The following is a 23,595-nucleotide window of genomic DNA, read 5'->3' as shown; positions in this document are numbered from 1 at the left end:
GAGCGAATACTCGCTTCCTCTCGGATCGCACCATGGCGACAAATCGGCGTCAATCATTAAAGCCACGAAAGATTCCACAGCAATCCCGCGCGGAACAGACCGTTGCCGTCATTCTGGAGGCAGCGGCCCGGGTACTTGAAACGAAAGGACTGGACGGCCTGAATACCAACGTCGTCGCGCAGCGCGCGGGCGTCAGCGTCGGTACCCTGTATCAGTATTTCCCCGGCAAAGACGCAATTATCGTTGCGCTGAGTCAGCGTGAAGGCGCCGTGTTCTTCGCGGAGGCTAAGGGCGCTCTGAGCCAGCCAACCGGTCAGCAGGCGTTGAAGTATTTGATTACCGTCTCGGTGCATCAGCAACTGCGTCGTCCCGCGCTTGCACGCGCGCTCGATTTCGAGGAAAACCGCCCCGCCATTGCGAATGAACTGATGGCATTGAAAACCGCTTTTGGCGAGTTGATGCGACAGATTCTGGCCCATGAGGACATTCCGCCGCCACTGAGCCCCGAGATAGCGATCGACGACCTCCTTGCCATTCTGCGAGCCATCGTAGATGGAGCGGGAGAGCGTGGGGAAGTGGACCGCGGAGCGCTGGAATCCCGTGTGGGCCGTGCTTTATTCGGATACCTCGGGATCGTGGATCAACCGCCCGCGCAAGCGCGCACCAGGAAAAAACGGACGCCCCAGACCGCCTGACGCCGTCCTCGCAGGTCGCCCCGTTACCTGCGCGCATATCCTGAAGCCGAAATCCCGGAACCTTTTCGGCTCATTCAAAATACGAGCAATTGTTCACATCGATGCCGTGACATACGGCCCAAAGCCCCGCCAGTATTGCATTACACAGCAGCAAAACTGCATTGTTTAATGCGAGTTTCAGAATCGAGTAATTACTCGCAAAATAAGTTCTGTGGAATCACGTGGTCCGCCTGATCGCCCAGGTCAGGTAGATGACCACTTTCCACAAAACATTTCATCTTTCTGCGAGACCGATCATGAATCTTCGTAAAGAAGCGAAGCTGAATCACCTGAGCTTTCCCACTACCAACGTAGCCGAGACGGCTGCATTTTTCGAGCAATACCTTGGCTGCGAGATCGTTGCCGCTGGGGACAGTTGCCTGCTCAAACGGAATGGTTTTGACATCGTTCTGGACCACGTCAAAGAGGAGGTACCGGTGTGGCCTGAAAACTTCCACTTCGGGCTGGAGGTCGATAGTCTGGATGACGTCCATACCCTCTACAAAGAATTTCTCGAAGGAGGTGTTCGCATGGAAACGGAGGTCTTCAACAACTCGCGCGGATCGCGGTTCTTTTGCCGCTCACCCGGTGGCGTCCTGATCGAAGTCAACACACGGGCAGATATGCAGAAGCAGGATCAGTGGCAAAAGCTGTTTTAGATCTTCGACGAGACGGAAGCCGGGTTCGGACCAGATTAAACTTCCTCAGATCGCAAGGTGCACAGTGCCGGGCGACGCAATACACTAGCGATCGCATGAGGCAAACACGCAGACCGCGCCCCATGCCGCCTTACGACACGCGAGGAGAAAAATCCATGACCGCTCCGGCCAATCACGCACCCGACTTTCGCCGTCAGCGCTCTGTCGGCATTACCGGCATCGCAGTCGCCTCGCTGCTTGCTCTCGGGCTCTGGCTCGGCATCGATCTTTTGATGTCGCCGCTGCCGGGCATGGATAGCCTCGGCGCGCGGATGCTGCTGACGCTCAAATGCTGCTGTGTTGCCGTGCTGTTCAGTCTGGTGACCGGCGTCGAAGCCGTGGCGCACGAGCGATTGACCTCACCCGCCTTTGATCCGCTGGCGGGTTTCGAGACACATAGGTTGCGCGTCAATCAACGATACCTGCAGAACACGGTGGAACAGATTATCGTGTTTGCGGCATCACTGTTCGGCCTTGCCGCTTACTGCCCCGACGGCTCGTCCATGCGCGCAATCGTGGCCACGACCGCGGTATGGATCGTCGCACGGGCCGCATTCTGGCTCGGCTATCATCGAAGCGCCGCGCTACGCGGGCTCGGCGCGCCGGGCATGGCGCTCAGCATGATCGTGCTGCTTTATGTGACGAGCCGGTTTGGGCATGAGATCGCGGGGACGGTGGGGGCGATTGTGCCGCTTGTTCTATTTTTCGCGGTCGAGGCCGTGCTGTTCTGGGGGACGCGGCCGGTGAAAGAGGTTTGATTCAATCCTCAAGCTTCGCGCCGCTCAGCCTGCTCACGAATTGCGGCTGCGAATCTGTCCGCGCTCCAACCTTCTGCTAGCGCCCGCCGGAATAGTCCCTGCTGGCTCTCCGGCGCCAGTCCACCCTGCGGAGGGTCGCGGTCCAGGTTCGTCGGAAACGGATAACCTTCGGCGCACGACGCAATCACCGCGTCGGCCTCTTCCCGCGTGATGTTCGTCGAGCACCTCCGCTCCAGTAGGACTGGATACAGCGCCTCACACATCTTCGTGCGATTCAGCGACTCCATCGCCCGCCCGTAGGCCGAGGAAATCTGCAGGAGATTGGCCATGCGCTGAACAGAAGTCGTGCGGTTCGAACCGGCTGCATGGAAGAGCGCGGGATTGAAAAACAGCGCATCGCCTTTTTCGAGCGGAAGCTGCACGTAGTACGTTTCAAAGTAGTCGCGAAAATCCTGACGACGCCATGCGAGGTACCCCTCGGCATAGCGCTGCGAGTAAGGCAGCAGCTTGGTCGGTCCGCTTTCCACTGGCATGTCGGTGTGGGCAACCGCCCCTTGCAGCGTGAGAAAGGGGGACATCGCATGAACGTGAGCCGGATAGCGCTCAGCTTCCGCCACGGTCTGGAATCCAAGGTGGTAATCCCGGTGCGCCTGTTGCGCCTGTCCGCCGGGTCGTACGACGTTGACCTGCGAGGTCACCTGAAAGTGCGGACCCAGCCACGCCTCAGCTATCGCACAAAGAGCCGCGCTCTCGAAGTAGCGGGCGAACACCGCAGGCGCGCGCAGGCAAAGCTTTTCTTGCGCATTCCAGATGCGGTCATTCGCGCCCGCTTTTGCGAAATGGTCTGCAGCGGCGCTGCCGGCCTCGCGTTCCTCCTGGATGAGCGACTCGAAGACTCTTGTCGCTTCATCGACCGGTGCTGTGTCGGTATAAACGCGCTTCAGCACCAGCACGCCCGCTCCCACGTTCAATACCTTTGCCCACTCGCTCTGCAGGTCCGCGCGCCGCAATGCATCTTCAAGGGCACTACCAAGCTCACGGCAGTCGTACACCGGAATGTGGTCGACTATCGCAGCGGCGAACCTTAGGCTGTCGTCTTCTGGACGGGGGCGAAGCGCAGCGATGAAGTCGTGGAGCCTGCAATCCTGCTCCCGGTATCCATTGCGTACTGGGGCGTCGCGACGCGAGTCAGTGGCCTTCATGGTGTCTCCTTCTGTTCTTGCCACAAGAATAGTCCTTCAGCGGGCGCTTGGGGTACGACAGACGCTTCAAAAACACTTCAGGGGCAACGTTGAGTTACGGCGTGAAAGAAAACTCAACGTCATGCCAAACCATAGTTCGCGACCGGACGGCGATCAAATTCAGCCCGAACTATCAACTTTTAAGTCGCGCTGATAGGGACATCAACAGCCTTACAAAGCTGCCATTTACATGACGCATAACTTAAGTTGTGCTTTCCATATGATTCGCCTCGAAAACGTTTTTCCTCTCATCGTCTATTCCACCTTTCCCAGTGAAGAATCGGTAATCATCAAGTAACCGAAAACCGATCTCACTCTCCTACACTGCGCAATCAACGTAGTCCGGGAGTGCCACATGTCACCGCCAGTCGCATTAGAGATTCATTCTCTGAACTCGTTTGAATTGACCGCGGACGGCCAGTACCTGATGTTCAAAGGTAACCAGCCCGAAACTATCGCCTTGCATTACTCGGTCATGCACGAACTCCTGGCGGCGCTTTCCAATGCCATCGGCTGGTCACAACGCGTTCGCCGGAAAAAGGACGACATGAAATTCGCCATGCCGTGCGAGGCATGGGCGATCGGCGGAGACAAAGACGAATCCTCTCATCTGGTCCTGACATTTCGTCTGCCAGGTGGTGCCGAGCTGTCGTTTCGAATGCATCGCGCTGAAGCGCGCCACATGACTGAAGTGCTTTCGCTCGTGACGGGGCTGACCCGGGTAAAGGAAACATCGTGCAGCAAACTTCAATAGTGCGTCACGCACTGACACCCCGTTGACCCGTTCAGCGCAAGGCAGGCGCAAGCCCACCATGCGTCTGCGCCCGCCCTTTTGTGCATCCCTCCTGTCTGTCTGTATGAACTTTGAAACGCTATTGACCCGCAGCGCCCGGGCGCTAACTCTTATTGGCCTGAGCGTGACAGCAGCGCCGAGTTTCGCCGCAGACTCGTTCGTGGTGCGCGACATCCGGCTCGAAGGCTTGCAACGCATTGAGCCCAATACGGTTTTTTCGTATCTGCCCATCAAGCAGGGCGATACGTTCACCGCTAACAAGGCATCGGACGCGATCCGTGCGCTCTATGCCACGGGCTTCTTCAACGACGTCAAGATTTCGGCCGAAGGCGACGTTGTCGTCGTACAGGTGCAGGAACGTCCTGCGATCGGCACGATCGACTTCGCCGGTGTCCACGAATTCGACAAGGACAATCTGGTCAAGGCGTTGAATGCGGTTGGGCTGTCGCTGGGCCGCTACTATGACAAGTCGCTCGTCGACCGCGCGCAGCAGGAGCTCAAGCGCCAATATCTGACGCGCGGTTACTACGCGGCTGAAGTCACAACAACAGTCACGCCGATCGATCGCGATCGCGTGGGCCTCCTGTTTTCAGTCATTGAAGGTCCAAGCGCGAAGATCCGTCAGGTCAACTTTATCGGCAACAAGGTCTTTAGTGACCGCGAACTCCACGATGAAATGGAGTTATCCACGCCGAACTGGTTCTCGTGGTACACGAAGAACGACCTGTATTCGAAAGACAAGCTTGCCGACGACCTCGAAAAGATCCGCACGTATTACCTGGATCGCGGCTACCTTGAGTTCAACATCGAGTCGACCCAGGTATCGCTGTCGCCGGATCGCAAGGACATGTACCTGACGCTCACGATTCACGAGGGCGAGCCTTACACGATCTCCGGCATTCATCTGGCGGGTAACCTGCTGAATCGCGAGGCTGAGCTCTCGAAGCTCATCAAGATCAAACCGGGTGAACGTTTCTCGGCTCAAAAGCTGAAAGACGCCACGAAGACCGTCGTCGACAAGCTCGGCGAGTATGGCTATGCGTTCGCCACCGTGAACGCGCAGCCACAAATCGATCAGGAACACCATAAGGTCGACCTGACACTGCAGGTGGATCCGAGCCGTCGCGTCTATGTGCGCTCGATCAACATCACCGGCAACACACGCACTCGCGACGAAGTGGTCCGCCGCGAAATGCGTCAAATGGAAAGCTCGTGGTTCGATTCAAACCGCCTTGCCCTGTCGAAAGATCGTATCAACCGTCTCGGCTACTTCACCGACGTCGACGTGACGACCGTGCCGGTTGAAGGCACGCCGGACCAGGTCGACATCGACGTGAAAGTCACGGAAAAACCGACTGGCTCGATTTCGCTGGGTCTCGGTTACGGTTCCGGCGAGGGTCCGATCATTTCGGCGGGCGTGTCGCAGGACAACGTGTTCGGCTCGGGCACGAGCCTCGCGCTGAACGTGAATACCGCCACAACGTTCCGTACGCTGACGGTCACACAGGTCGATCCCTACTTCACGGTGGACGGCATCAAGCGTATTACCGACGTCTACTACCGGACAAGCGAGCCGTTGTATTACTCGAACGTGACCGACACGAGTTTCCGTGTCATCACGTTAGGCGCCGACCTGAAATTCGGTATCCCATTCTCCGAATCGGATATGGTCTACTTCGGCACAGGCATAGAACAGAACCGCCTGGATGTCGACGCGAACACGCCGAAAAGCTATGTCGACTATGTCAACTCGTTCGGCCGGGTGTCAAATAACGTGCCGGTGACCGTGGGCTGGTCGCGCGATAACCGCGACAGCGCGCTGGTGCCAAGCCGCGGTTACTTCACGCAGTTCAACGCGGAATACGGCACACCGCTCGCCCGAACCAACTACTACAAGACCGATGTGCAAGCCCAGTACTACTACTCCTTCGCACGCGGCTTCGTGCTCGGCCTGAACTTCCAGGGCGGTTACGGCAATGGGCTCGGCGGCGATCCTTACCCAATCTTCAAGAATTACTATGCCGGCGGTATCGGCTCAGTGCGCGGCTATGAGCCGAGCTCGCTGGGTCCGCGCGATGCAACGACGGGTGACCCGATCGGCGGCTCGAAGATGATCGTCGGCAATGTGGAACTCACATTCCCGCTGCCAGGCACGGGCTACGACCGCACGCTGCGCGTCTTCACCTTTGTCGACGGCGGTAACGTCTGGGGCACGGAAGGTAATAGCGTCGGCGCCAACGGCCTGCGTTACAGCTATGGCGCGGGTCTCGAATGGATTTCCCCGATCGGTCCGCTGAAGCTCGACTTCGGTCTGCCGATCGTGAAGCACGCGGGCGATCAGTACCAGAAATTCCAGTTCCAGATTGGGACTTCGTTCTAACGCCTGCGATCGCGCTGCCTGTCATCGATTCCAGCAGTCCGGCAGGAGTAAACCCCGGTAATGGACGCTGTAACTCAAGTAACGTGCGCTGAATCTAGACTGTGTCCAGTTCAGTAAGCAGTACTCGTTCATGACCTGGCAAGCGCTTCGCCAACTGTTGGAAGTGCGCCAATCGGATGTATCTATGTGGCAGGCAACCCAGCCAGTATCTCGTGTGGCCTTGATTCTTTCACCGGCAGTGGGCGATTCTCTGTTGATGATGACGGTTGCGCGCAACCTCCAGCAAAACGGCATCGCAACCACTGTGTTTGGCCAACATGCACATGCTTTGCATGATTGGTTTCCTGGTGTCGATATACGGGCAGAGTTGAGCGAAGATCATCTTGCGGAGAAACTGCATGGCTTTGATACGGTCATTCAGATGCACAGCAATAGGCCCTTCGCGGGGCTGGATCGCTTGCACCCGCGAGTCATTCTGCTCGATCACATTTGCCGCGCCCGTTCGTCAGAATCGATGGCAGACAGACTTGCACTATTTTGTCGCGATGAGTTTGGCCTGCTGGATGCCGGAAAAAGTAACGGCATCACACCGCCGCCAGGACTTGAACACCGTAAATACCCGCTTCGCGTCGCCATCCACCCGACGGCAAGCACCGTGGACAAACGCTGGCTCGCGTCACGCTTCATTCAACTGGGCGTGGAACTGCGCGACCAGGGTTTCAGCCCAGAGTTTGTGGTTGCATCGCACGAGCGTGCGGACTGGAAACATGTCGAGCGTTTAGGTATCGCGCTGCCCGATCTCTCTTCGCTTGATCACGTCGCCGCGTGGCTTTTCGAGTGCGGGTGGTTCATCGGTAACGATTCGGGCATCGGCCATCTTGCATCAAACCTGCAAATTCCCACCCTCTCATTGTTCATGCGCCGCGGTATCGCGCGCACGTGGCGCCCCGACTGGGGGACAGGACGCGTGCTGATTGGCGGCGCTTATCTGCCCACGGGACGTCTGAAAGAGCGTTACTGGAAATATCTCTTGTCCGTTGGCAAAGTGACCCAGGCGTTCGAGCAACTACGCGCCAATTTCGCATGAATTCGCTACCCTTCCTCCGCATGAGCGGAGACGGACCCAGACGGATCGCGGTGGTCATGTCGAACGCAATGGGCGATACGCTGGTGTTGATGGTCATCGTACAAAATCTTTTAAGAAACGGCATTGATGTCACCGTATTCGGGCGCCCAGCTCATGCATTGCGACACTGGTTCCCCGAGGTCACGATTCAACCGTTGCCGGACGAGGCGGAATGCAAGGCAATGCTGGCGCCGTACGACACTGTTCTGCAAATGCATCGGAATCAGCCGATGCCACGCCTGACGGAAGCCCACCCCTGTGTTCTTGATCTGGACAAGGTCGTATTCGGGGACCGCTCGGGGTGTATGGCGGAGCGCTTCGCCGACTTCTGCCGCGACGAACTTGAGCTATCGAATGTCGGCTTATACAACGGCATGACACCCCCGCCCGCACTAAGACATCGCCAGCACATTCGCCGGATCGCGATTCACCCCGAAGCCAGCACGGAGGACAAGCGCTGGCTATCGCGACGATTCGTGAAATTAGCCCACAATTTGCGTCGGCGCGGCTATGACGTCCACTTCGTGATTGCACCGCACGAACGCGAGCGCTGGTTCGAACTGGAGAGATGGGGCATCCCCGCGCCGGAATTTAGCAACCCTCATGAATTGGCGTGCTGGCTATACGAGTCCGGCTGGTTTATCGGAAGCGATTCCGGCGTCGGACACCTGGCGTCAAGTCTCAGCATTCCGACCATCAGTCTGTTCCGGCGCCGCCGCGTATCAGAACGCTGGCGCCCGGCGTGGGGAACGGTCAACGTTGTTTTGCCCTGGCAATGGGTTCCGACCGCGCGGCTCAAGGAAAAATTCTGGCGTCAAACACTCACGTGCGCGCGTGTATTGTCGGCGTTTCAGCGCATGGTTCGAGAAGACGGCAGCACAGCGAAGCCTGGTTCAGGTCAGCTATAAAGCGATTTTTTGTTCTGAAACGACAATACGTTGCGTTGTTGCTTGAGCCACGTTGTACGGACACCGTTGGCGCTCCACCGGCTGAGGCCCTCTCCGGTTGGCGTATGAAGGAATGCTTTCCCTCGCGCGAGGGTTCAGAACAAGTTACCGGAACTCAACTTACATTACGCTCGATGACGTCAGAAACCAAAACAGTGTTCTTGCATGCCGGATACAGAACGGCGGGCACATGGTTATGGTCGTGCTTTCGCCACCTCAACGAAGTCACGGCCTACTACGAACCATTGCACGAGATGTTGTCGACAATCGACTCGGCAAATCTGGCTGCGAGTACGGCTGACAGTTGGCATTCAGGTCATCCAAAACTGGAGAAACCGTATTTCGCCGAATTCGCTCATTTGCTTGAACCTGGTGGACGGGGCATCCCTGGCTATGAAGCCCGCTTTTCAATCGATTGCTTCACGGGACAAACGCCAGATGGGGCCGACCGGCTTGAGACCTATCTACGCGACCTGATAGGGGCCGCTCATGAGCAAGGCGGCGTGCCTGTCTTCAAGTTTTGTCGATCGCTCGGTCGACTCCAATGGTTCCGCAGCACCTTTCCGGATGCCGTGCATATCGTGGTCGAGAAAAACCCGATTTCTCAGTGGCAGTCCTGTTGGGATCTGCTCGCCACGCACGGAAACCCGCATTTTGTGGCTATCCCGTTTGCCGTTCTGGCATTGAACAGACATACGCCGATGGTCGACTGGGTGCTCGATGCACTGCATATCGATCTGCCGGAGGTATCGCGGGCGCCTGGAGAAGAAACGTTTGGACCATACCTTGATTTTTTCAAGCAACACGCGGTGAATGTTGCACCCGCCGCTGCGTATCGCGCTTTTCTTGGACATTGGCTCCTGACGTTACAGCATGCGGCAACTCATGCACATGCGATCTTTGATTGCGACCTCGCAGCCCGGTCGCCCGCTTATACGGAGGCCGCCGAACGCTGGGTGGCCGATCTAACGGGACTTGAACCTTCGTTCGGAAGCGTGCATCAAGCGCGTGGCGACGATCGTCACTGCGGGTTCGACGCGTCGGAAGGATTGAATATCCATCTTGAAGCCATGCATTTCGGCAAGGAGATGGTGCGCAGCGGCGCCGTTCATCCCGATACATTTTCGCTCTGGGCCAGCAAACTCGCGCAGGCGACGCAGGTGTTGGCCTTTGGAGCACGGGCGAACTGGCCGCAGACGCAGGTTCCTCTTCATCGGGCTACACGTATCGTGGATATCGCGCTAATCGACGGCGCCGGATTTGACACAGTGTTAGCAGGTGAGCTCGCGGCAACACGGGCGGCTTTAGGAGACGTGAGGCGACAACTAGCCAGCCTGCAGCGTTCGCCATTCTTGCGCCTGACGGAGTCGGTACGCCAACTGTGGTCGCCGAAACGTTCCGCGAATTCCGTCCACGGCGGATGAAGGGCGCGATCTCGCGAACGCAAAGCAAAACAAGAACAAAGGGGTGCAACCCTTCCCTATTCATAGCCGAAACTCGTTGACTATGCAGGACGGCCCGCGTCGTACTCGGTGCGCACTCCGTTGGGCAGCCACGGCTCCTTATGGCAACACCAAAGCTCGTAGTCCGGCTCGTACAAGCCTACGCGATCGAAGCTGCCGAGCGGCAAATCCAGTTCGTCGCTGTCGAGAAATTCCATGAATGCAACAGACCCGCAAGTTGGGCAGAAATGCCTGCGCGCACCGGGCGAACTCTCCCATGCTTGAGTCAAGCCGGAGAATTCCACGGCACCACGCTCGAACATTGCATAAGCGCCAAACACGTTGCCGTGGATCCGTCTGCACGTCATGCAGTGACATATCGATACTCGCCTGGGTAGCGCGTTGACGCGGAATCGCCATGACCCGCACGCACATCCGCCGGTTTCTTCGATGGGGTCGTTCCTTGTCCTCGTTTTCATTACCCGCCCTCCCTAACCAATGCTGCAATGCAGTCCCGGTCCGTATGATGGTCTCCAAAGTGTAAGTCCGAAGGCGCACGACGAAGCTCATACACGGCGCGCGCCGCTCGCTTGCAGAACGAGCAATTGATGGACCCGCCAGGCTGCCATGTCGCTGCCGCCACCGGCCGGACCGCCACCAACGCCAATGGGGACACAGGCGGGTGCGGTTCCAGGCCTTCCGTGAGAGTATCTCAATGCAATCGGAAGAACGTGTCGTCGAGGCAGCCTGTTATTCCGCCCGACGATTCGAATGCACTTCATGAAAAGGCTTACACCATCCGTGACTCAAACAGATTCACTTCAATCTCTTCCCGATATCCTTGGACCTGGCTTATCAGTGGTATTTTGCGGCATCAATCCAGGCGTCCTTGCGGCGTCGACCGGCCACCACTTTGCCGGCCGAGGTAACCGGTTCTGGCGGGCCCTTCATCTGGCGGGTTTTACGCCTGAACAGATTTCTCCCGAGAACGATCGCACGTTCCTGCAGTACGGTTGTGGCCTGACCACCGTGGTCTCGCGTCCGACTGCACGAGCGGACGAACTTTCACAAGGGGAGTTCAAAGCGGCTGCTGTGGAATTCGAGCGGAAGATTGAACAAATTGCGCCGCAGTGTGTTGCCTTCCTTGGAAAGATGGCGCTCTGCGCAATGTCGGGCAAACGTGACATCGATTGGGGCCTGCAACCGGCAACGTTCGGCGGCGCGCGTGCATGGGTGTTGCCGAATCCTAGCGGCCTGAACCGAGGCTTCAGCCTGGACGCACTAGTGATTGCCTACCGGGAACTTCGGCTTGCCGTTACGCCGGCGGGTTCGGCTTTGGGAATTCGCGCGGTAGATTAGGCCACACGTCAATTCAATTCGCTGCTACTTCGCTTGGTTCGCATTGATGCAAAAAGCGCAGTCACCCAGTCGATGAACACCCTCACCTTAGTGCTATATCTTCGGCTGGGCGGATAGGCGACATACACCTGAAGCGGATCACACCGCCACTCAGCGAGAATGGGGACTAGTTTTTTCTGCTTGATGGACGGGCGCACCATGAAATCCAGCGTATGAACGATGCCCAGCCCGGCGAGCGCCGTAGCAAGATGGGCATTGCTTTCGCTGACAAGCACATCGTTACGTAAGCGCTCCAGCGTAAGCTTCTCGTCCCCTCGACAGAATTCAAGCGGCTGGATAAGACCGGTGTTTGCAGAGAAGTATCCGACAACAGGCATGTTTTTTTCGGCGATCTCGCGGGGATGCTTGGGCGTTCCATACTTCGCCAGATAGGCCGGACTCGCGCAGGTTGTCCACGCGAGCGTGCCGATCGGATGGGTCACCAGGCCGGGATCGTCTGCCGTGCTTCGAATCGCACAGTCGATGTTTTCCGCAATGAGATCGGCAGTCCGGTCCGTAACGCTCAATTGCACCTGGATATCGGGGTATCGCTCACGAAATGCGGGTAGCGCAGGAATAAGTATTCCGCTGGCGGTCGACCCACCCGCGTCGACCCGCAGCGCACCGCGCGGGCTTGCCTGGGCACGGCCAAGCGTCGCTTCTATATCATCGAGTTCACTGAGCAGGTGGCGGGTGCGTTCATAGTAAGCCGCACCATCTGTTGTAACGCTGACGCTCCTCGTGGTTCGTTCCAGCAATTTCACGCCCAGATGCGCCTCTAGCGATCTGATCCACTTGCTCACTGTGGCATTGGGCATTTTCAGCGAGGCCGCAGCCCGTCCGAAACCACCTGTTTCAACGACCCGGACAAAAATGCGAATGGCCTGCAAATGGTCCATCAACTTGTCTCCCCGGATTATTCACGTGTGTGAACAAACAAACCACATTATCCATCTTTATCCCTCCATGCGTTTTCACTAAGCTTGAGTCATTGATCAAGGCCCAAAGGAGGCTCTGAATGACTGCTTCTCTCTACACCAACGTCCATTCGACGAAACACGCCGGCAAGGTTGCGCTCATTACCGGTGGCAGCACCGGTATCGGCCTGGCCACCGCCAAACGTCTTGCTCGCGAAGGCGCCACGGTGTTCATCACGGGGCGGCGCCAGGCGGAGTTGGATACCGCTGCATCGGAAATCGGCCACGGCGCACGTGCGATTCGTGGTGACATTTCTGTTGCTGCCGACCTTGAACGCATCGTGGAAATCGTTTCGGCGGCTCACCAGAAAATTGACATCCTCTTCGCCAACGCTGGAGGCGGCGAATTCGCACGCCTTGGCGAGATTACCGAAGCGCAATTCGACAAATACTTCGGCATCAACGTGAAAGGCACCTTGCTCACCGTGCAAAGCGCACTGCCGTTCATGCCGGCAGGCAGCGCAATCGTGATAACAGGGTCGATCACATCGATACAGGGCGCGCCCGCATTTGGTGTCTATGCGGCCACCAAAGCGGCCTTGCGATCGTTCGCGCGCACCTGGGCATCCGATCTCAAAGGCCGCGACATTCGCGTCAATGTGGTCGCGCCTGGCGTCGTCGTCACTCCCGCCTACAAGACCGAACTCAAGCTGAGTGATGAGCAGATCGAAGCGTACTGCAAGGAAGTTGCGGAAACGACGCCGCTTGGCCGGGTCGGCACCGCCGACGAGATCGCGAAGGCGGTATCGTTCCTCGCCTCCGATGATGCCAGCTATATCACCGGCATCGAAATGTTCGTCGACGGCGGGCGCGCGCAAGTCTGATTCTTCAGCGTCGCACTCATCCGAACGTGGGTACGACATAAACAGGAAAACACCATGAATTCGTCTGAGAACCTCCGCCTCGCCCAACAGTTTCTTGAAAAGATGGGCTCGGGCGCCAGCGCTGAGGAGATTGCTTCGCTGTGCACACCCGATCTTGACTGGAATATTCCGGGCGACTCCCGCGCGCTGCTGACCTGCGGTAACCGGGTGAACGGCGTCCAGCCCACGGGATTTAGGCCTTTTTCCGAACGATCAGACGCTGTATCCGCTTGCTGGAGGATGCGCTGATGACATCCTGCTCGAGAAGCACATTGCCAAAGAAACATTCGAACGGCCGCCGAGTTACGCGCTCGCTGCTGCCAATCGCAGAATCCTATAGGCCGCCGGGTTTTCAAGCGGCGGCCTAAATACAAAAGCCTGAATTCATTCGAATATGTTATGCCGGCGAACCTGAGCATTTGCCCCAGGACTTATGCCTGGTCACCCTTCCCAGAAAGACCAAAAATCGCCTGCAGTGCGACGACGCGCGCCTGTGCGAACACCATGCCTTTCCATGCGTCGTTATCGCAATAGAAGACGTCTTTCAGGTCCCGACCGATCTGCTCCGACTTTTCAGCGGATACGTCCGGATGCCGATGCAGCCAATGGTCCGCGCGTAACGCCTGCAGAACCCGCGACGTCTCATAGGTTCCAAATTCGAGGCCGAGCGTGGTCTTTTCAACTGTCGGAAATCCGTCGTAGACGGTATTCATCAACGGCCCATCGATAACGGCCGAAACTGAACGCGGGTCGACGATCTGTTTGACATCGACGCCCCACCAGTTGCGCGCTCGCCGCAATTCAGGCGCGTCGTCTCTCATGAAGATTTTCTCGCCGTGACCATGGGCACCGAGACCGGTATGGATGTCCACCCACGCCAAACGATCGTAGTTGGGCAGGTGCGCGCCGAGAATCGCATTGACCTCACGTGTGCTCCAGCATCGCGAACGTCCGCCGTAGAACATGCCGTCAGGCACTTCGTATTGCCCCTTCGTCGCGGTCTCGCGCAACTTGCGCTCGCCATGCTGCCGGATGTAGTTGGCAAGCGCATCATTGTCGGCATCCGTCGGAGGCCACGTCTCGGGCAGGAGCAATGCGTCGAGCGCCCTGTAGTCCGGGTTGGCGCCGACAGCAGTGTTGAAATCAACGCAGTTGCGATTCAGATCGACATTGTCTTCGTTCACTCTGCGCAGATGCGCAAACCCATAAGGATTGACAGCGTGAATGAGGAGCAGCGCGACCGCCTTGTCCCGCAGGTCGTCCAGAAATTCGGTGTCGTGCAGCAAGCCGACCTGACATCCCGATCCACAAAAACCCTCCACGCCGTGCGTTCCAGACGTTAAGACGAGCAGTGACCTGGCGTTGTCGGGCGAGAACAGGGCTGAATCGATCGAAAGCGCTGCTCCATCGGGCCCGATCTTGTGCGGATGAAATGCGCGCCCAACGGTCATGCCCAAGGCTTGAGCCGCCTTGATAAATTTCTCTCGCGCTTCTACGTATGTGGCTGAAAAATAATCTTGCACCGCCATTTCCAGGCCTTTAATCTTTGTATGAAAGTTGAGCGAGGACGTCATTCGCTTCCTCGCTGGAGAATATTGCTGGGTCGCTCTCACTCGTTCCGCCCGCCGTACGCTGGATCGAGAAAGACTCGAACCCGCTACGCCGCATCACCCCCTGGTCCATCAGTGACCCATCGGCGTGTCCGCAAATGGATCGTCTGTAGCAGGCCACAATGATCTGCCCGCCTTTGCATAAGACCGGGTGGCAAAGTCTCTTTCGAGCGCGCCTGGCGCATCGACGTGAATAATGTCTTTAGCGAGCGGGGCAAAGGCCGCGTGGAAGTGATTGAGGGACTTCACGACAATGATCTTGAACTGACTCGGATCGAGTCCCAACGCGACGATGAATTCCGGGTGGAAGACCTGCGTTCGATGCGTGTTCAGAATCAGATTGACGTTACCGGTGCTGACCCATACGGCGTCGCCGATACTGATGGGGACGAGGCCAAATCTCTGCGTGATGCCGGACGCGATCCGGCGCACGGTAACGTCCAGATCCAGCGGCTGGCCCGAAGCGGCACCGACTTTTCCCCCAATGCGAAGTTTCAGTCTCGCGCCTTCGCCGGCCTCCTGGCAGAAACGGACGGCAACCGGATCCCAGTACAGGGCGCTAATGACATTGTCGATGCCCCGCTCCAGGATTCTCTGCAGAATAAAAGTCGAGTCGCCTGGTGCACCGCCACCTGCGTTATCGGACACATCGGCAAGAACAATCGGCCCCTCGGCGGCGGCGCATGCGCGATCCAACGCTTCGTCTATCGATTTGAAAACCGGCGTGAGGGCCGCGCGTTTGCTCCAGACCTCCTCGCCCAGTGCCGCGGCCAAGGTAGCGGCCTTCTGTTGGTCACCGTCGGCGATCACGAGCATCTTGGCGCCGACGTCCGCGACATCGCCCCATGGGAAGCCATGCACGAAAGATATGGAGAGAATGCCGTCGGCGCCTTCCATCGCTTTCATTCTTTCGACGAACTCGCGCAAAGGCTGATCCTGGGTCCTGAAGATGCCTAGCATCCGGCAATCGAACATCGCCATTTGAGGCCTGACTTTACCGGCTACCGTGTCGGCAACGAGTTCGAAGAGTTGAGCCGCACAAATCTCGATATCGACATGCGGGTACTCCTTGTACGTGACGATTGCCGTGGCCTTGTCGAGCATCAGCGTGGTGAGGTGGGCGTGCAGGTCCAGTTCCACGCCGATCGGCAGGTCGGGGCCGACAACATGCCGGATATGGCTGAGCAGATCGCCTTCAACGTCGTCATAACCGTCGGCCACCATCGCGCCATGCAGCGCGAGGATAACGAAGTCGACTGTGCCCGCAGCCTTCAGATCGGCAACGATCCTTTCCCGAAACTCTTCATACACGGCGCGGCTGGTAATGCCGCCCGGTTCCGCCACCGCGCAGAGACTTTCGACCGCCGTCCAACCTCGCGCATCGGCCATCTGCTTCCAGGTTGCAAGCTGGGCTGAGCAGCAGTTCAGTTGACGCTGCGTGGCGTCGCCATAGGCGAGCAAGAGCTGCTCGAAGCTTTGCCGCCCGGTGGGGATAGGCGAAAAAGTATTGGTTTCGGTGTCGAGCCCAGCCATGAAGAATTTCATTTTGTCTCTTTCGATGATTGTCATCAGGCCGGGGTGCGCCCTGCCAGTGCCTTCTATTGTACAGAACGATAAAAATATTTCCATTTAGGAAAATTCACCTACCTGCAACCACGTCGAGAGCCCGTGGCGTGCGGCCGATCTCGCCGATCGCGACCGGGATGATGTGCTTTCCCAGGTTGTCCGGGACGGCTTAAATACCCATTTTTGAAAATCTTTTTCTTTTTAGGATAATTTTTGCTACCTTGTGCACGTGGCCCGGTACAAGGAGCGGTAAAGATCCGGCCGGCCCACTCCAGCCAGTTGAACCGAGACCATGGAATTCAAGGAGGAGACCCATCGTGGGTATAAAGACCAAGCAGAACAGGCCCCCGCGGGGAAAACACAACGACGGCCGCGCTGTCGTGCGGCCCGTGGGCGGACGCTATGCGTCGATGCTCGTCGGGCCCGCTGTCGGACTGACGGTACTGTGTGCACATGCGCAAACGGCGCCCTCTATTCCAACGCCGGCTTCCGCACCGGTCGCCGCGAGCGCCACCAACGCGGCGGCGCCGGCCAAACCTCAGGCGTCGGCGAAGAACGCTGCAACCGGAAATGCCACGACCCTGAACACCGTCGAAATTACGGCGAACCGCCGCCGGGAACCGGCGCGTGAAGTACCAATGCAGGTGAACGCGTTGAGCTCGGAAGAGCTTCAACGCAAGGGCGATGCGTCGATGCGCGACTACCTGACGAAAGAGCCGGGCGTATCCCTCTCCTCGGTGGGCGCGGGCAATGCCCAGATCACCATGCGCGGGGTCACGACCGGCACGGACATCTCGCCGACGGTCGGTGTCTACGTCGACGAAGTGCCGTTCGGCTCCAGCACGATCTATGGGTCCGGTTCACAACTTTCACTGGACATGGGGCTGCTCGACCTCAACCACATCGAGTTGCTGCGAGGTCCGCAAGGCACGCTGTACGGCGCGGGTGCAATGGGCGGGCTGCTGAAATATGTGACAAACGAGCCGGACACCGAAGGCGGCGTCACCGGTCATGCAGGCATCATGTTCTCGGGCACCGACCACGGCGGCCTCAACCATACCGAGAGCGCGGTGGTGAATGTTCCCATCAAGCAGGATGTCGCCGCCCTGCGAGTCAGTGCATTTAACCAGCAGGATGGCGGTTACGTGAACCGTGTCGGCAGCGATCCGGAAAAAGGGGTGGACGGCGCCAGCACGCGCGGCGGCCGGGCATCCCTGACAGTCACGCCAACCAATGCCCTGACGGTGCGCCTGACCGCAACCACGCAGCAGATCAAGCGCGATGGCACGGCGTCCGTCGACTACGACTTCTACACGCGGCAACCGGTCTACGGCGACCTTACCCAGAACCGGCTGGTCGATGAACCGTTCGACCAGATCATCGAGCTTTATTCCGCGAACATTGAGTACGATTTCGGATGGGCACGCCTGAACGCCATTTCGGCCTATCAGACCATACGCTCCAGCCAGACCAGCGACGATTCGTCTGTCTATCCTGGCATCCTGAACGCCCAGTTCGGCGCGCCGCTGTTTCGTACGACTGCCGCGAATCTGGCTATCTCAACGGATAAGTTCACTCAGGAATTGCGCCTCACCTCCCCGGCCAATCGTAAGCTCGAGTGGATCGCAGGGCTTTTTTACACAAGCGAACGCACCAGCCAGAATCAGTCTCTCACCGCCACTGGGCCCGCGACATCGCTCACTCTGCTCACGAATCAATTTCCGTCGACCTACAAGGAATACGCCGCCTACGGCGATCTGACCTATCACTTCACCAGCCGATTGTCCGCAACCGCCGGTTTGCGGGTTGCCCACAACGATCAGACATTCAGCGCCATCGCATCGGGCCCGCTCGCCGGATCGGGAAATCAACCGGGCCAGTCTGCTGACACGAGCAAGACGTATCTCTTCACGCTCGGCTATCTGGTAACGCAAAACAGCAGTCTGTACGGGCGGATTGCAAGCGGCTACCGCCCCGGCGGTCCGCAACCGAGCTATCACGATCCTGTTACTGGGCAAATGTCGCCGGGAACGTTCAACCCCGACACGCTGACCAGCTATGAAGTTGGCTACAAGGCCGACTTCCTGGATAAGCGCGCGTCGGTATCCGTGTCGGCATTCGATATCGAATGGAAGAACATCCAGCTCAATACCATCATCAATACCCTCGGGGTAGTCGCCAATGGCGGCAAGGCCCGTTCAAGGGGACTGGAGTTCTTCGGCACACTGAATCCGACTCCGCAGTGGCATCTGGGCGCGGGCCTCACCTATCTCGACTCGCGGCTCACCCAGGATGTGTTGGGCATTGGGGCAATGTCGGGCGACCGCCTGCCCAATACGCCCGATCTGTCGGCCACGATCAATGCCGACTATCTCTTCAACGTCGCCTCGTATCGCGCCTACGTGGGTGCGACCGAGGCCTACATCGGGCAACGCAACTCGAACTTCCCCGGAAGCAAGACCGCGCCGAACTTCAAGATGCCGGGCTATTTCACGACGGACCTGCGCGCCGGCATCGATCTGCGCAAGGCGAACGTCTCTCTCTTTGTTCATAACCTGTTCAACAAACGCGGCATGCAAGCAGCGGGCAGCTCCTTTGTTCCGCTCGGAGGGCCCGCCTCGGTCATCTTCATCCAGCCTCTCACGGTGGGCATGCAGATTGACGTGCCGTTCTAAAACGGATCATGGGCGCGGAGATTGCCGGTGTCTCCGCAGCGGCGCGGCCTGCATCGTCGGCTCGCGCCGCCATACCGAAGGGGGTGCGCTCCACCCCAAGCCACACGCGTTGCCCATTCGAACCGGCGTCACTGAGATAGTCCATGTTTGAATCCAATGATTTGTTATCCGAACTAAGATCGCGGCAACCGCTGCTGTGGCTCAACCCGAATGCCGGTTGCCCGTTGCCGACGGACGCTCCCACGGTGGACCAGATCACGGAAGCCGAGAACCGGCTGGCGCGCTGCGAGCCGTTGATGGCGCAGCTGTTTCCCGAACTCCGCGCGACCGCGGGGAAGGTCGAGTCTCCGCTGGTACCCGCCGACCGTCTGCAAGCCGCATTGACGGATCCGGGCAAGCCCCAGGGCACGTGGTTCATCAAGCGCGACGATGCGCTACCGGTTGCAGGTTCCATCAAGGCGCGCGGCGGTTTTCACGAGGTGCTGGCACTGGCCGAGTCGATCGCCATCGAACACGGCCTCGCGGATGCGACCAGTGATCGCCGGCTCCTTGCTTCACCGCCGGCGCGGGCGCTGTTTGCGCAGCACACGGTCACGGTCGGCAGCACCGGCAATCTCGGTTTGAGTATCGGCGTGATGGCGGCGGCGTTGGGGTTCGAAGCGGTCGTGCACATGTCCACCGACGCGAAACTGTGGAAGAAGGAGCGCCTGAGGCAACGTGGCGTTCAGGTCGTCGAACACGAGGGCGACTATGCGCAGGCCGTTGCGGGCGGACGCGCGCAGGCGCTGGACATGCCTCGATGTCATTTCGTCGACGACGAAGGTTCGTTGATGCTGTTTCTCGGCTACGCAGCGGCTGCCCGCCACCTGGCCAGGCAGCTTGCCGAGGCGGGTCGCAGCGTCGACGCAGCGCATCCGCTCTTCGTGTACATCCCGTGTGGCGTTGGCGGTGCGCCAGGCGGCATCACCTACGGCCTGACCGCCTTGTTCGGCCAGCATGTGCATTGCTTCTTCGCGGAGCCCGTGGCTTCACCTTGCATGCTGGTTCAACTGGCGGCCGGTTGCGATGAACCGGTGTCCGTGTATGACATCGGCCTCGACAATCGCACGGATGCAGATGGACTCGCGGTCGGGCAGGCGTCGTATCTTGTCAGCCCGCTCATGGCCGCGCAGCTCGCCGGCGTATTCACAGTCAGCGACGACGAGCTCTACACGCAGTTGCACGTGGTCAAACGGACCATGGAGATTGAGCTTGAACCGTCGGCAGTGGCGGGCCTCGGCGGTCCGGCGTGGCTGAGCGAATCGAACGCCGGTCATGACTACTTGCGTACGCGCAATCTGGACCTGAGCGCCGCGACGCACGTGATCTGGACGACGGGCGGATCATTGGTGCCGCCCGAGGAGCATCGGCGTTTCCAGGCTCGCGCAAAAGCACCGGACGTTCCTCAGGGCTAAACGGCCGGTAAGCTTTGCGCCGGTGTGCCTCTTCAGCGCTTCATGCGATACCCAGTGATGCGTTCGGTATGACACGAACGCAACTCAAACGCGCTCCCGTGCTCCGACGTCCCACTGGGCAACGGCCTGTTCCGCTCAATTAAAAGCGAAGTCGATCGCGCGACCGAGCGCCGGCCACGGTGCAAGCCCATGCCCCTGTTTGGCGAAGACCGCGTAGTCCTCAACCTGATAACCATTCGAGCCGCGCAAGGCCTGCAATCTGGCGGTGAGTTCACGCGCGTTCCCGACCATCCGGTTGCTGAGAACGCGCGCGTCGAGTTCGGCCTGAGCCATGGCGAGTGCGGCTGGCACAGGAGTTGGCCTCTCCTCCTCGCTCCCCATGGTCACGAGCACCCGTGGACTGGCCGTGCCGGCGCTCACCGCGGCCGAAAATTTTTCCTCATTCGCCAGCACCGCTTTCTCGCTCCACCAGATCGACGGACTTGCCGCGATAAAGGTTCGGAAAGCGTTCGGTTCGACAAATAACGCGTGGAGAACAGCCAGACCGCCCAGCGAATGCCCGAAGATCGCCTGGTTCGAACTGTCGATGGAGACCATCTCAGCGACGCGAGGCTTGACCTCCGTTTCGATCGTGGCAAGAAAGTCGTCGAGACCGCCAACCCGATCCGGTGTCAGATTGAAACCCGGTATCTGCTGCGTAGCCAGGACATCGGCACTGACCGGCAAGCTGAGGTCGTACATTCGCTTCAACCCGAAAGCGTAGGACATCGACGTCAGTTCGTTCAAGCCCGGCAACGCCCCGAGCGGCTCAATGGCCTTTTTGATAAAAGCAGGATCGCTGGGATAGCCAATACCAACGACCACCACGTCATGCACGTTGGCGCGAACCGCTTCCATGGCGCTCGCGAAATAGGCATGCGCGTCGAGCACATAGAGCACCCGGTAGCCGCGTTCAGGCGCCGGCAGCAACGGCAATGCCACGCTGATCGAGTATTCATGGCCATTAACCCCGGAAACAAAATCGATTTTCCGGGTATTCGGGATCGAAACAGGCTGAGCTTGCGTCATACGCTTCATCTACCTCAATGATTGGTTAGGGTCTGCACAACACAGACTCCATCGTGCTGGGAAACAAAAGTGACGGGCTCGGGTCCCGTCACTGGCATTCATGATTCCACGTGTATTCCTGGTATGAGCGGATACCGGCCATGGCTTAACGTATCTGTTTCCGCTCGAACGTGAGATTTCTGGTGCGCGGCAAGTTGATCTGGAATCCTGTCATTCTCCCGCCCTGCTTTAAAAAGCTGAACGCGGCGCACCAACCCATCGCGGAGGGCGCGAGACATGCGAGCGTCTCGCCCAGACAAATCAGCTCGCTCTCGGTTTGCCCATACGCATCGCCGCAGCGAAGCACGATCCGTTCACCGTCCTGGGCGATAACTGCGGTGCAGTCGGCGTCGGCGCTGTAGTACTGGCCCATGACCGCTTCGACGAAAGCTTCAGCGTCGGCGGTATCTCGCGCGACCTTTCGATAGACCGCGGATTGTCCGCCGAACCGGATCGTCAACTCGTGGCTCCTGGCCGCATCGTCCAGCCCGAGCTCGACCTCACCCATGCCTACGGCCGGCAAGATGACCCGTCCGTCGGGTGCTTTTCTCAACGGCACCCCTTGCGATGCCCCGCACATCGACAGCTTCAGCACGCCCTCCTCGTCGACCAGGCCATAGATCATGCCGGTATCCGCGGACCACCAGTCACCGAGCAGATCCTTGTAGTCAGCCGCTGCGATCGTAGGGGCGCGCTCACCCAGATGGTCGGCGAGGATGAGATCGAGCGCCTGCTCGGCCAGCTTCACCGGGCTGCACGCAGGTGCGCCGTTGGCCATGATCACGATATCGAGCCCATGGTCGGGCGCCGTGAGCATCTGGCTCGACGCGCCGATCACGCCGCCGGAGTGATGCACGACACGCACACCCCGATAGGACTCGACCACCAGACCCATGGCATAAGCTCCGACCGTTCCGTCTGGAAAGGGCACACGTTCGGTCAGCGTAGTCCACGTTGCTGCCGAGCCGAACCGGTCTCGCGTACGAAGATGTTCGGTCCAGCGCAGCATGTCGTCGATCGTCGAGACGATGGCGCCCTCGCCGCGATTCTCCTCCGAAGGAAACAGGCCACGCCGCCAGCCGCCGCCCGGCGCCGGGGTATGCATCGTCGCAATGCCCGGCGTGATGCTGTAATCGCTTGGGATCGCCTCGGTATCGAGCATCCCCAAGGGATGGAACAGCCGCTGCCTGAGTTGAGCTTCGAACGATGCACCGCCCACTCGTTCGATCGCGATCGAAACCAGGTGATAGCCACCGTTGTTGTAAAGCATCGTGTCGCCGGGCGCGAAGTTACGACCCGTCTGGCGAACCTGCGTGGCGAGGCCGGTCCCGACCGGGGGCACCGCAAGTCCGCGGCTGAGGATGCCGATGTCGACAAAGCAGCGCGAGCCGCCGCGATGCAGGAGGAGTTGCCGGACCGTGGGGTCGCCGCCTGGGCCAGTGAGTTCGGGAATGACGCTTCGGATCGGCGCGTCGAGATCGAGTTTGCCTTCCTCGACCAGCAGCAGGGCCAGGAGAGCGGTGAAGTGCTTGCTGATCGAGGCGATTCGCATGCGCGTGACCGGCGTATTGGCCACTGCGTGCTCCAGGCTGGCGAGCCCGAGGCCACGCCGGTACAACAGCTTGCCGTGCTGCGCAATGCCCACCACCAGGCCCGGTGCATCACTGCGATTGAAAGGGGCAAAAAGACCGTCAAGGGCACTGCTGACATCCGCATTCAACTCTGGACCCACCATTAGCGCTTCTCCACAGATTTGGCGCCGTAGCGGCGCGATGCCATGCAATATATGGCTATAAATTCCGGCCTGGAAATTCTTCCAAACCGGG

The 23,595-nt window shown here is 59.0% G+C and carries 20 protein-coding genes; 13 read left to right on the top strand and 7 right to left on the bottom strand.

The features are described 5' to 3' along the window. The first annotated feature begins 32 nt into the window (after positions 1–32). The 3 genes from PQQ52_RS03425 to PQQ52_RS03415 all read left to right on the top strand — a co-directional run bounded on the left by PQQ52_RS03425 (position 33) and on the right by PQQ52_RS03415 (position 2,190). On the top strand, positions 33–695 hold the full coding sequence (locus PQQ52_RS03425) for a TetR/AcrR family transcriptional regulator (protein WP_408206871.1): 663 nt from the start codon (positions 33–35) through the stop codon (positions 693–695). 296 nt (positions 696–991) lie between these two features. Next, a complete protein-coding gene (locus tag PQQ52_RS03420; RefSeq protein ID WP_408206869.1) occupies positions 992–1,393 on the top strand; it encodes a VOC family protein in 402 nt (133 codons plus the stop codon). 155 nt (positions 1,394–1,548) lie between these two features. Continuing rightward, on the top strand, positions 1,549–2,190 hold the full coding sequence (locus PQQ52_RS03415) for an MAPEG family protein (RefSeq protein ID WP_408206867.1): 642 nt from the start codon (positions 1,549–1,551) through the stop codon (positions 2,188–2,190). A gap of 8 nt (positions 2,191–2,198) precedes the next feature. On the opposite strand, the gene PQQ52_RS03410 is transcribed toward PQQ52_RS03415, so the two are convergent. Next, positions 2,199–3,392: a phytanoyl-CoA dioxygenase family protein gene (locus PQQ52_RS03410; RefSeq protein WP_408206865.1), complete on the bottom strand. Its 1,194-nt coding sequence runs from the start codon at positions 3,390–3,392 to the stop codon at positions 2,199–2,201. Positions 3,393–3,786: 394 nt separating this feature from the next. On the opposite strand from PQQ52_RS03410, the gene PQQ52_RS03405 reads away from it, so the two are divergent. The 5 genes from PQQ52_RS03405 (at position 3,787) to PQQ52_RS03385 (ending at position 10,101) form a co-directional block, all read left to right on the top strand. Continuing rightward, entirely contained in the window at positions 3,787–4,185 is a 399-nt protein-coding gene (locus PQQ52_RS03405; protein WP_408206863.1) for a hypothetical protein, read from the top strand. 103 nt (positions 4,186–4,288) lie between these two features. Then, positions 4,289–6,604: an outer membrane protein assembly factor BamA gene (gene bamA, locus PQQ52_RS03400; RefSeq protein ID WP_408206861.1), complete on the top strand. Its 2,316-nt coding sequence runs from the start codon at positions 4,289–4,291 to the stop codon at positions 6,602–6,604. Positions 6,605–6,734: 130 nt separating this feature from the next. After that, on the top strand, positions 6,735–7,691 hold the full coding sequence (locus PQQ52_RS03395; protein ID WP_408206859.1) for a glycosyltransferase family 9 protein: 957 nt from the start codon (positions 6,735–6,737) through the stop codon (positions 7,689–7,691). A gap of 56 nt (positions 7,692–7,747) precedes the next feature. Next, positions 7,748–8,638: a glycosyltransferase family 9 protein gene (locus PQQ52_RS03390; RefSeq protein WP_408206857.1), complete on the top strand. Its 891-nt coding sequence runs from the start codon at positions 7,748–7,750 to the stop codon at positions 8,636–8,638. A gap of 173 nt (positions 8,639–8,811) precedes the next feature. Next, on the top strand, positions 8,812–10,101 hold the full coding sequence (locus PQQ52_RS03385) for a hypothetical protein (protein WP_408206855.1): 1,290 nt from the start codon (positions 8,812–8,814) through the stop codon (positions 10,099–10,101). Positions 10,102–10,181: 80 nt separating this feature from the next. Here PQQ52_RS03385 and PQQ52_RS03380 read toward each other — a convergent pair whose 3' ends face one another. After that, positions 10,182–10,598, bottom strand: a complete 417-nt coding sequence (locus PQQ52_RS03380) for a GFA family protein (protein WP_408206853.1) — start codon at positions 10,596–10,598, stop codon at positions 10,182–10,184. Between the two features lie 301 nt (positions 10,599–10,899). Here PQQ52_RS03380 and mug point away from each other — a divergent pair, with 301 nt between their 5' ends. After that, complete coding sequence (mug, locus tag PQQ52_RS03375) at positions 10,900–11,478, top strand: G/U mismatch-specific DNA glycosylase (RefSeq protein WP_408206851.1); 579 nt, start codon at positions 10,900–10,902, stop codon at positions 11,476–11,478. 8 nt (positions 11,479–11,486) lie between these two features. Here the strand turns inward: mug and PQQ52_RS03370 are convergent, their stop codons facing one another. Continuing rightward, on the bottom strand, positions 11,487–12,416 hold the full coding sequence (locus tag PQQ52_RS03370) for a LysR family transcriptional regulator (protein WP_408206850.1): 930 nt from the start codon (positions 12,414–12,416) through the stop codon (positions 11,487–11,489). A 119-nt stretch (positions 12,417–12,535) separates the two neighbouring features. Between PQQ52_RS03370 and PQQ52_RS03365 the strand changes: the two genes are divergently transcribed. Further along, on the top strand, positions 12,536–13,318 hold the full coding sequence (locus PQQ52_RS03365) for an SDR family oxidoreductase (RefSeq protein WP_408206848.1): 783 nt from the start codon (positions 12,536–12,538) through the stop codon (positions 13,316–13,318). A 54-nt stretch (positions 13,319–13,372) separates the two neighbouring features. Beyond that, on the top strand, positions 13,373–13,606 hold the full coding sequence (locus PQQ52_RS03360; protein WP_408206846.1) for a hypothetical protein: 234 nt from the start codon (positions 13,373–13,375) through the stop codon (positions 13,604–13,606). Between the two features lie 182 nt (positions 13,607–13,788). Here the strand turns inward: PQQ52_RS03360 and PQQ52_RS03355 are convergent, their stop codons facing one another. Together PQQ52_RS03355 and PQQ52_RS03350 are read right to left on the bottom strand one after the other, a co-directional pair. Continuing rightward, a complete protein-coding gene (locus PQQ52_RS03355) occupies positions 13,789–14,886 on the bottom strand; it encodes a M14 family metallopeptidase (RefSeq protein ID WP_408207706.1) in 1,098 nt (365 codons plus the stop codon). A gap of 153 nt (positions 14,887–15,039) precedes the next feature. After that, positions 15,040–16,536: a M81 family metallopeptidase gene (locus PQQ52_RS03350; protein WP_408206844.1), complete on the bottom strand. Its 1,497-nt coding sequence runs from the start codon at positions 16,534–16,536 to the stop codon at positions 15,040–15,042. A 407-nt stretch (positions 16,537–16,943) separates the two neighbouring features. On the opposite strand from PQQ52_RS03350, the gene PQQ52_RS03345 reads away from it, so the two are divergent. Together PQQ52_RS03345 and dsdA are read left to right on the top strand one after the other, a co-directional pair. Beyond that, positions 16,944–19,208, top strand: a complete 2,265-nt coding sequence (locus PQQ52_RS03345) for a TonB-dependent receptor (RefSeq protein ID WP_408206842.1) — start codon at positions 16,944–16,946, stop codon at positions 19,206–19,208. A 143-nt stretch (positions 19,209–19,351) separates the two neighbouring features. Further along, the gene (dsdA, locus tag PQQ52_RS03340; protein ID WP_408206840.1) at positions 19,352–20,662 is read left to right on the top strand and encodes a D-serine ammonia-lyase; all 1,311 of its coding nucleotides are present in this window, start codon (positions 19,352–19,354) and stop codon (positions 20,660–20,662) included. Positions 20,663–20,797: 135 nt separating this feature from the next. On the opposite strand, the gene PQQ52_RS03335 is transcribed toward dsdA, so the two are convergent. Continuing rightward, entirely contained in the window at positions 20,798–21,730 is a 933-nt protein-coding gene (locus tag PQQ52_RS03335; protein ID WP_408206838.1) for an alpha/beta hydrolase, read from the bottom strand. Between the two features lie 145 nt (positions 21,731–21,875). After that, positions 21,876–23,504, bottom strand: a complete 1,629-nt coding sequence (locus PQQ52_RS03330) for a serine hydrolase domain-containing protein (protein WP_408206836.1) — start codon at positions 23,502–23,504, stop codon at positions 21,876–21,878. Positions 23,505–23,595: the final 91 nt, after the last annotated feature.

Source organism: Paraburkholderia sediminicola (assembly GCF_046030555.1).
Taxonomy (GTDB): domain Bacteria; phylum Pseudomonadota; class Gammaproteobacteria; order Burkholderiales; family Burkholderiaceae; genus Paraburkholderia; species Paraburkholderia sediminicola_E.
This window is presented reverse-complemented; position numbering and strand designations above follow the sequence as displayed.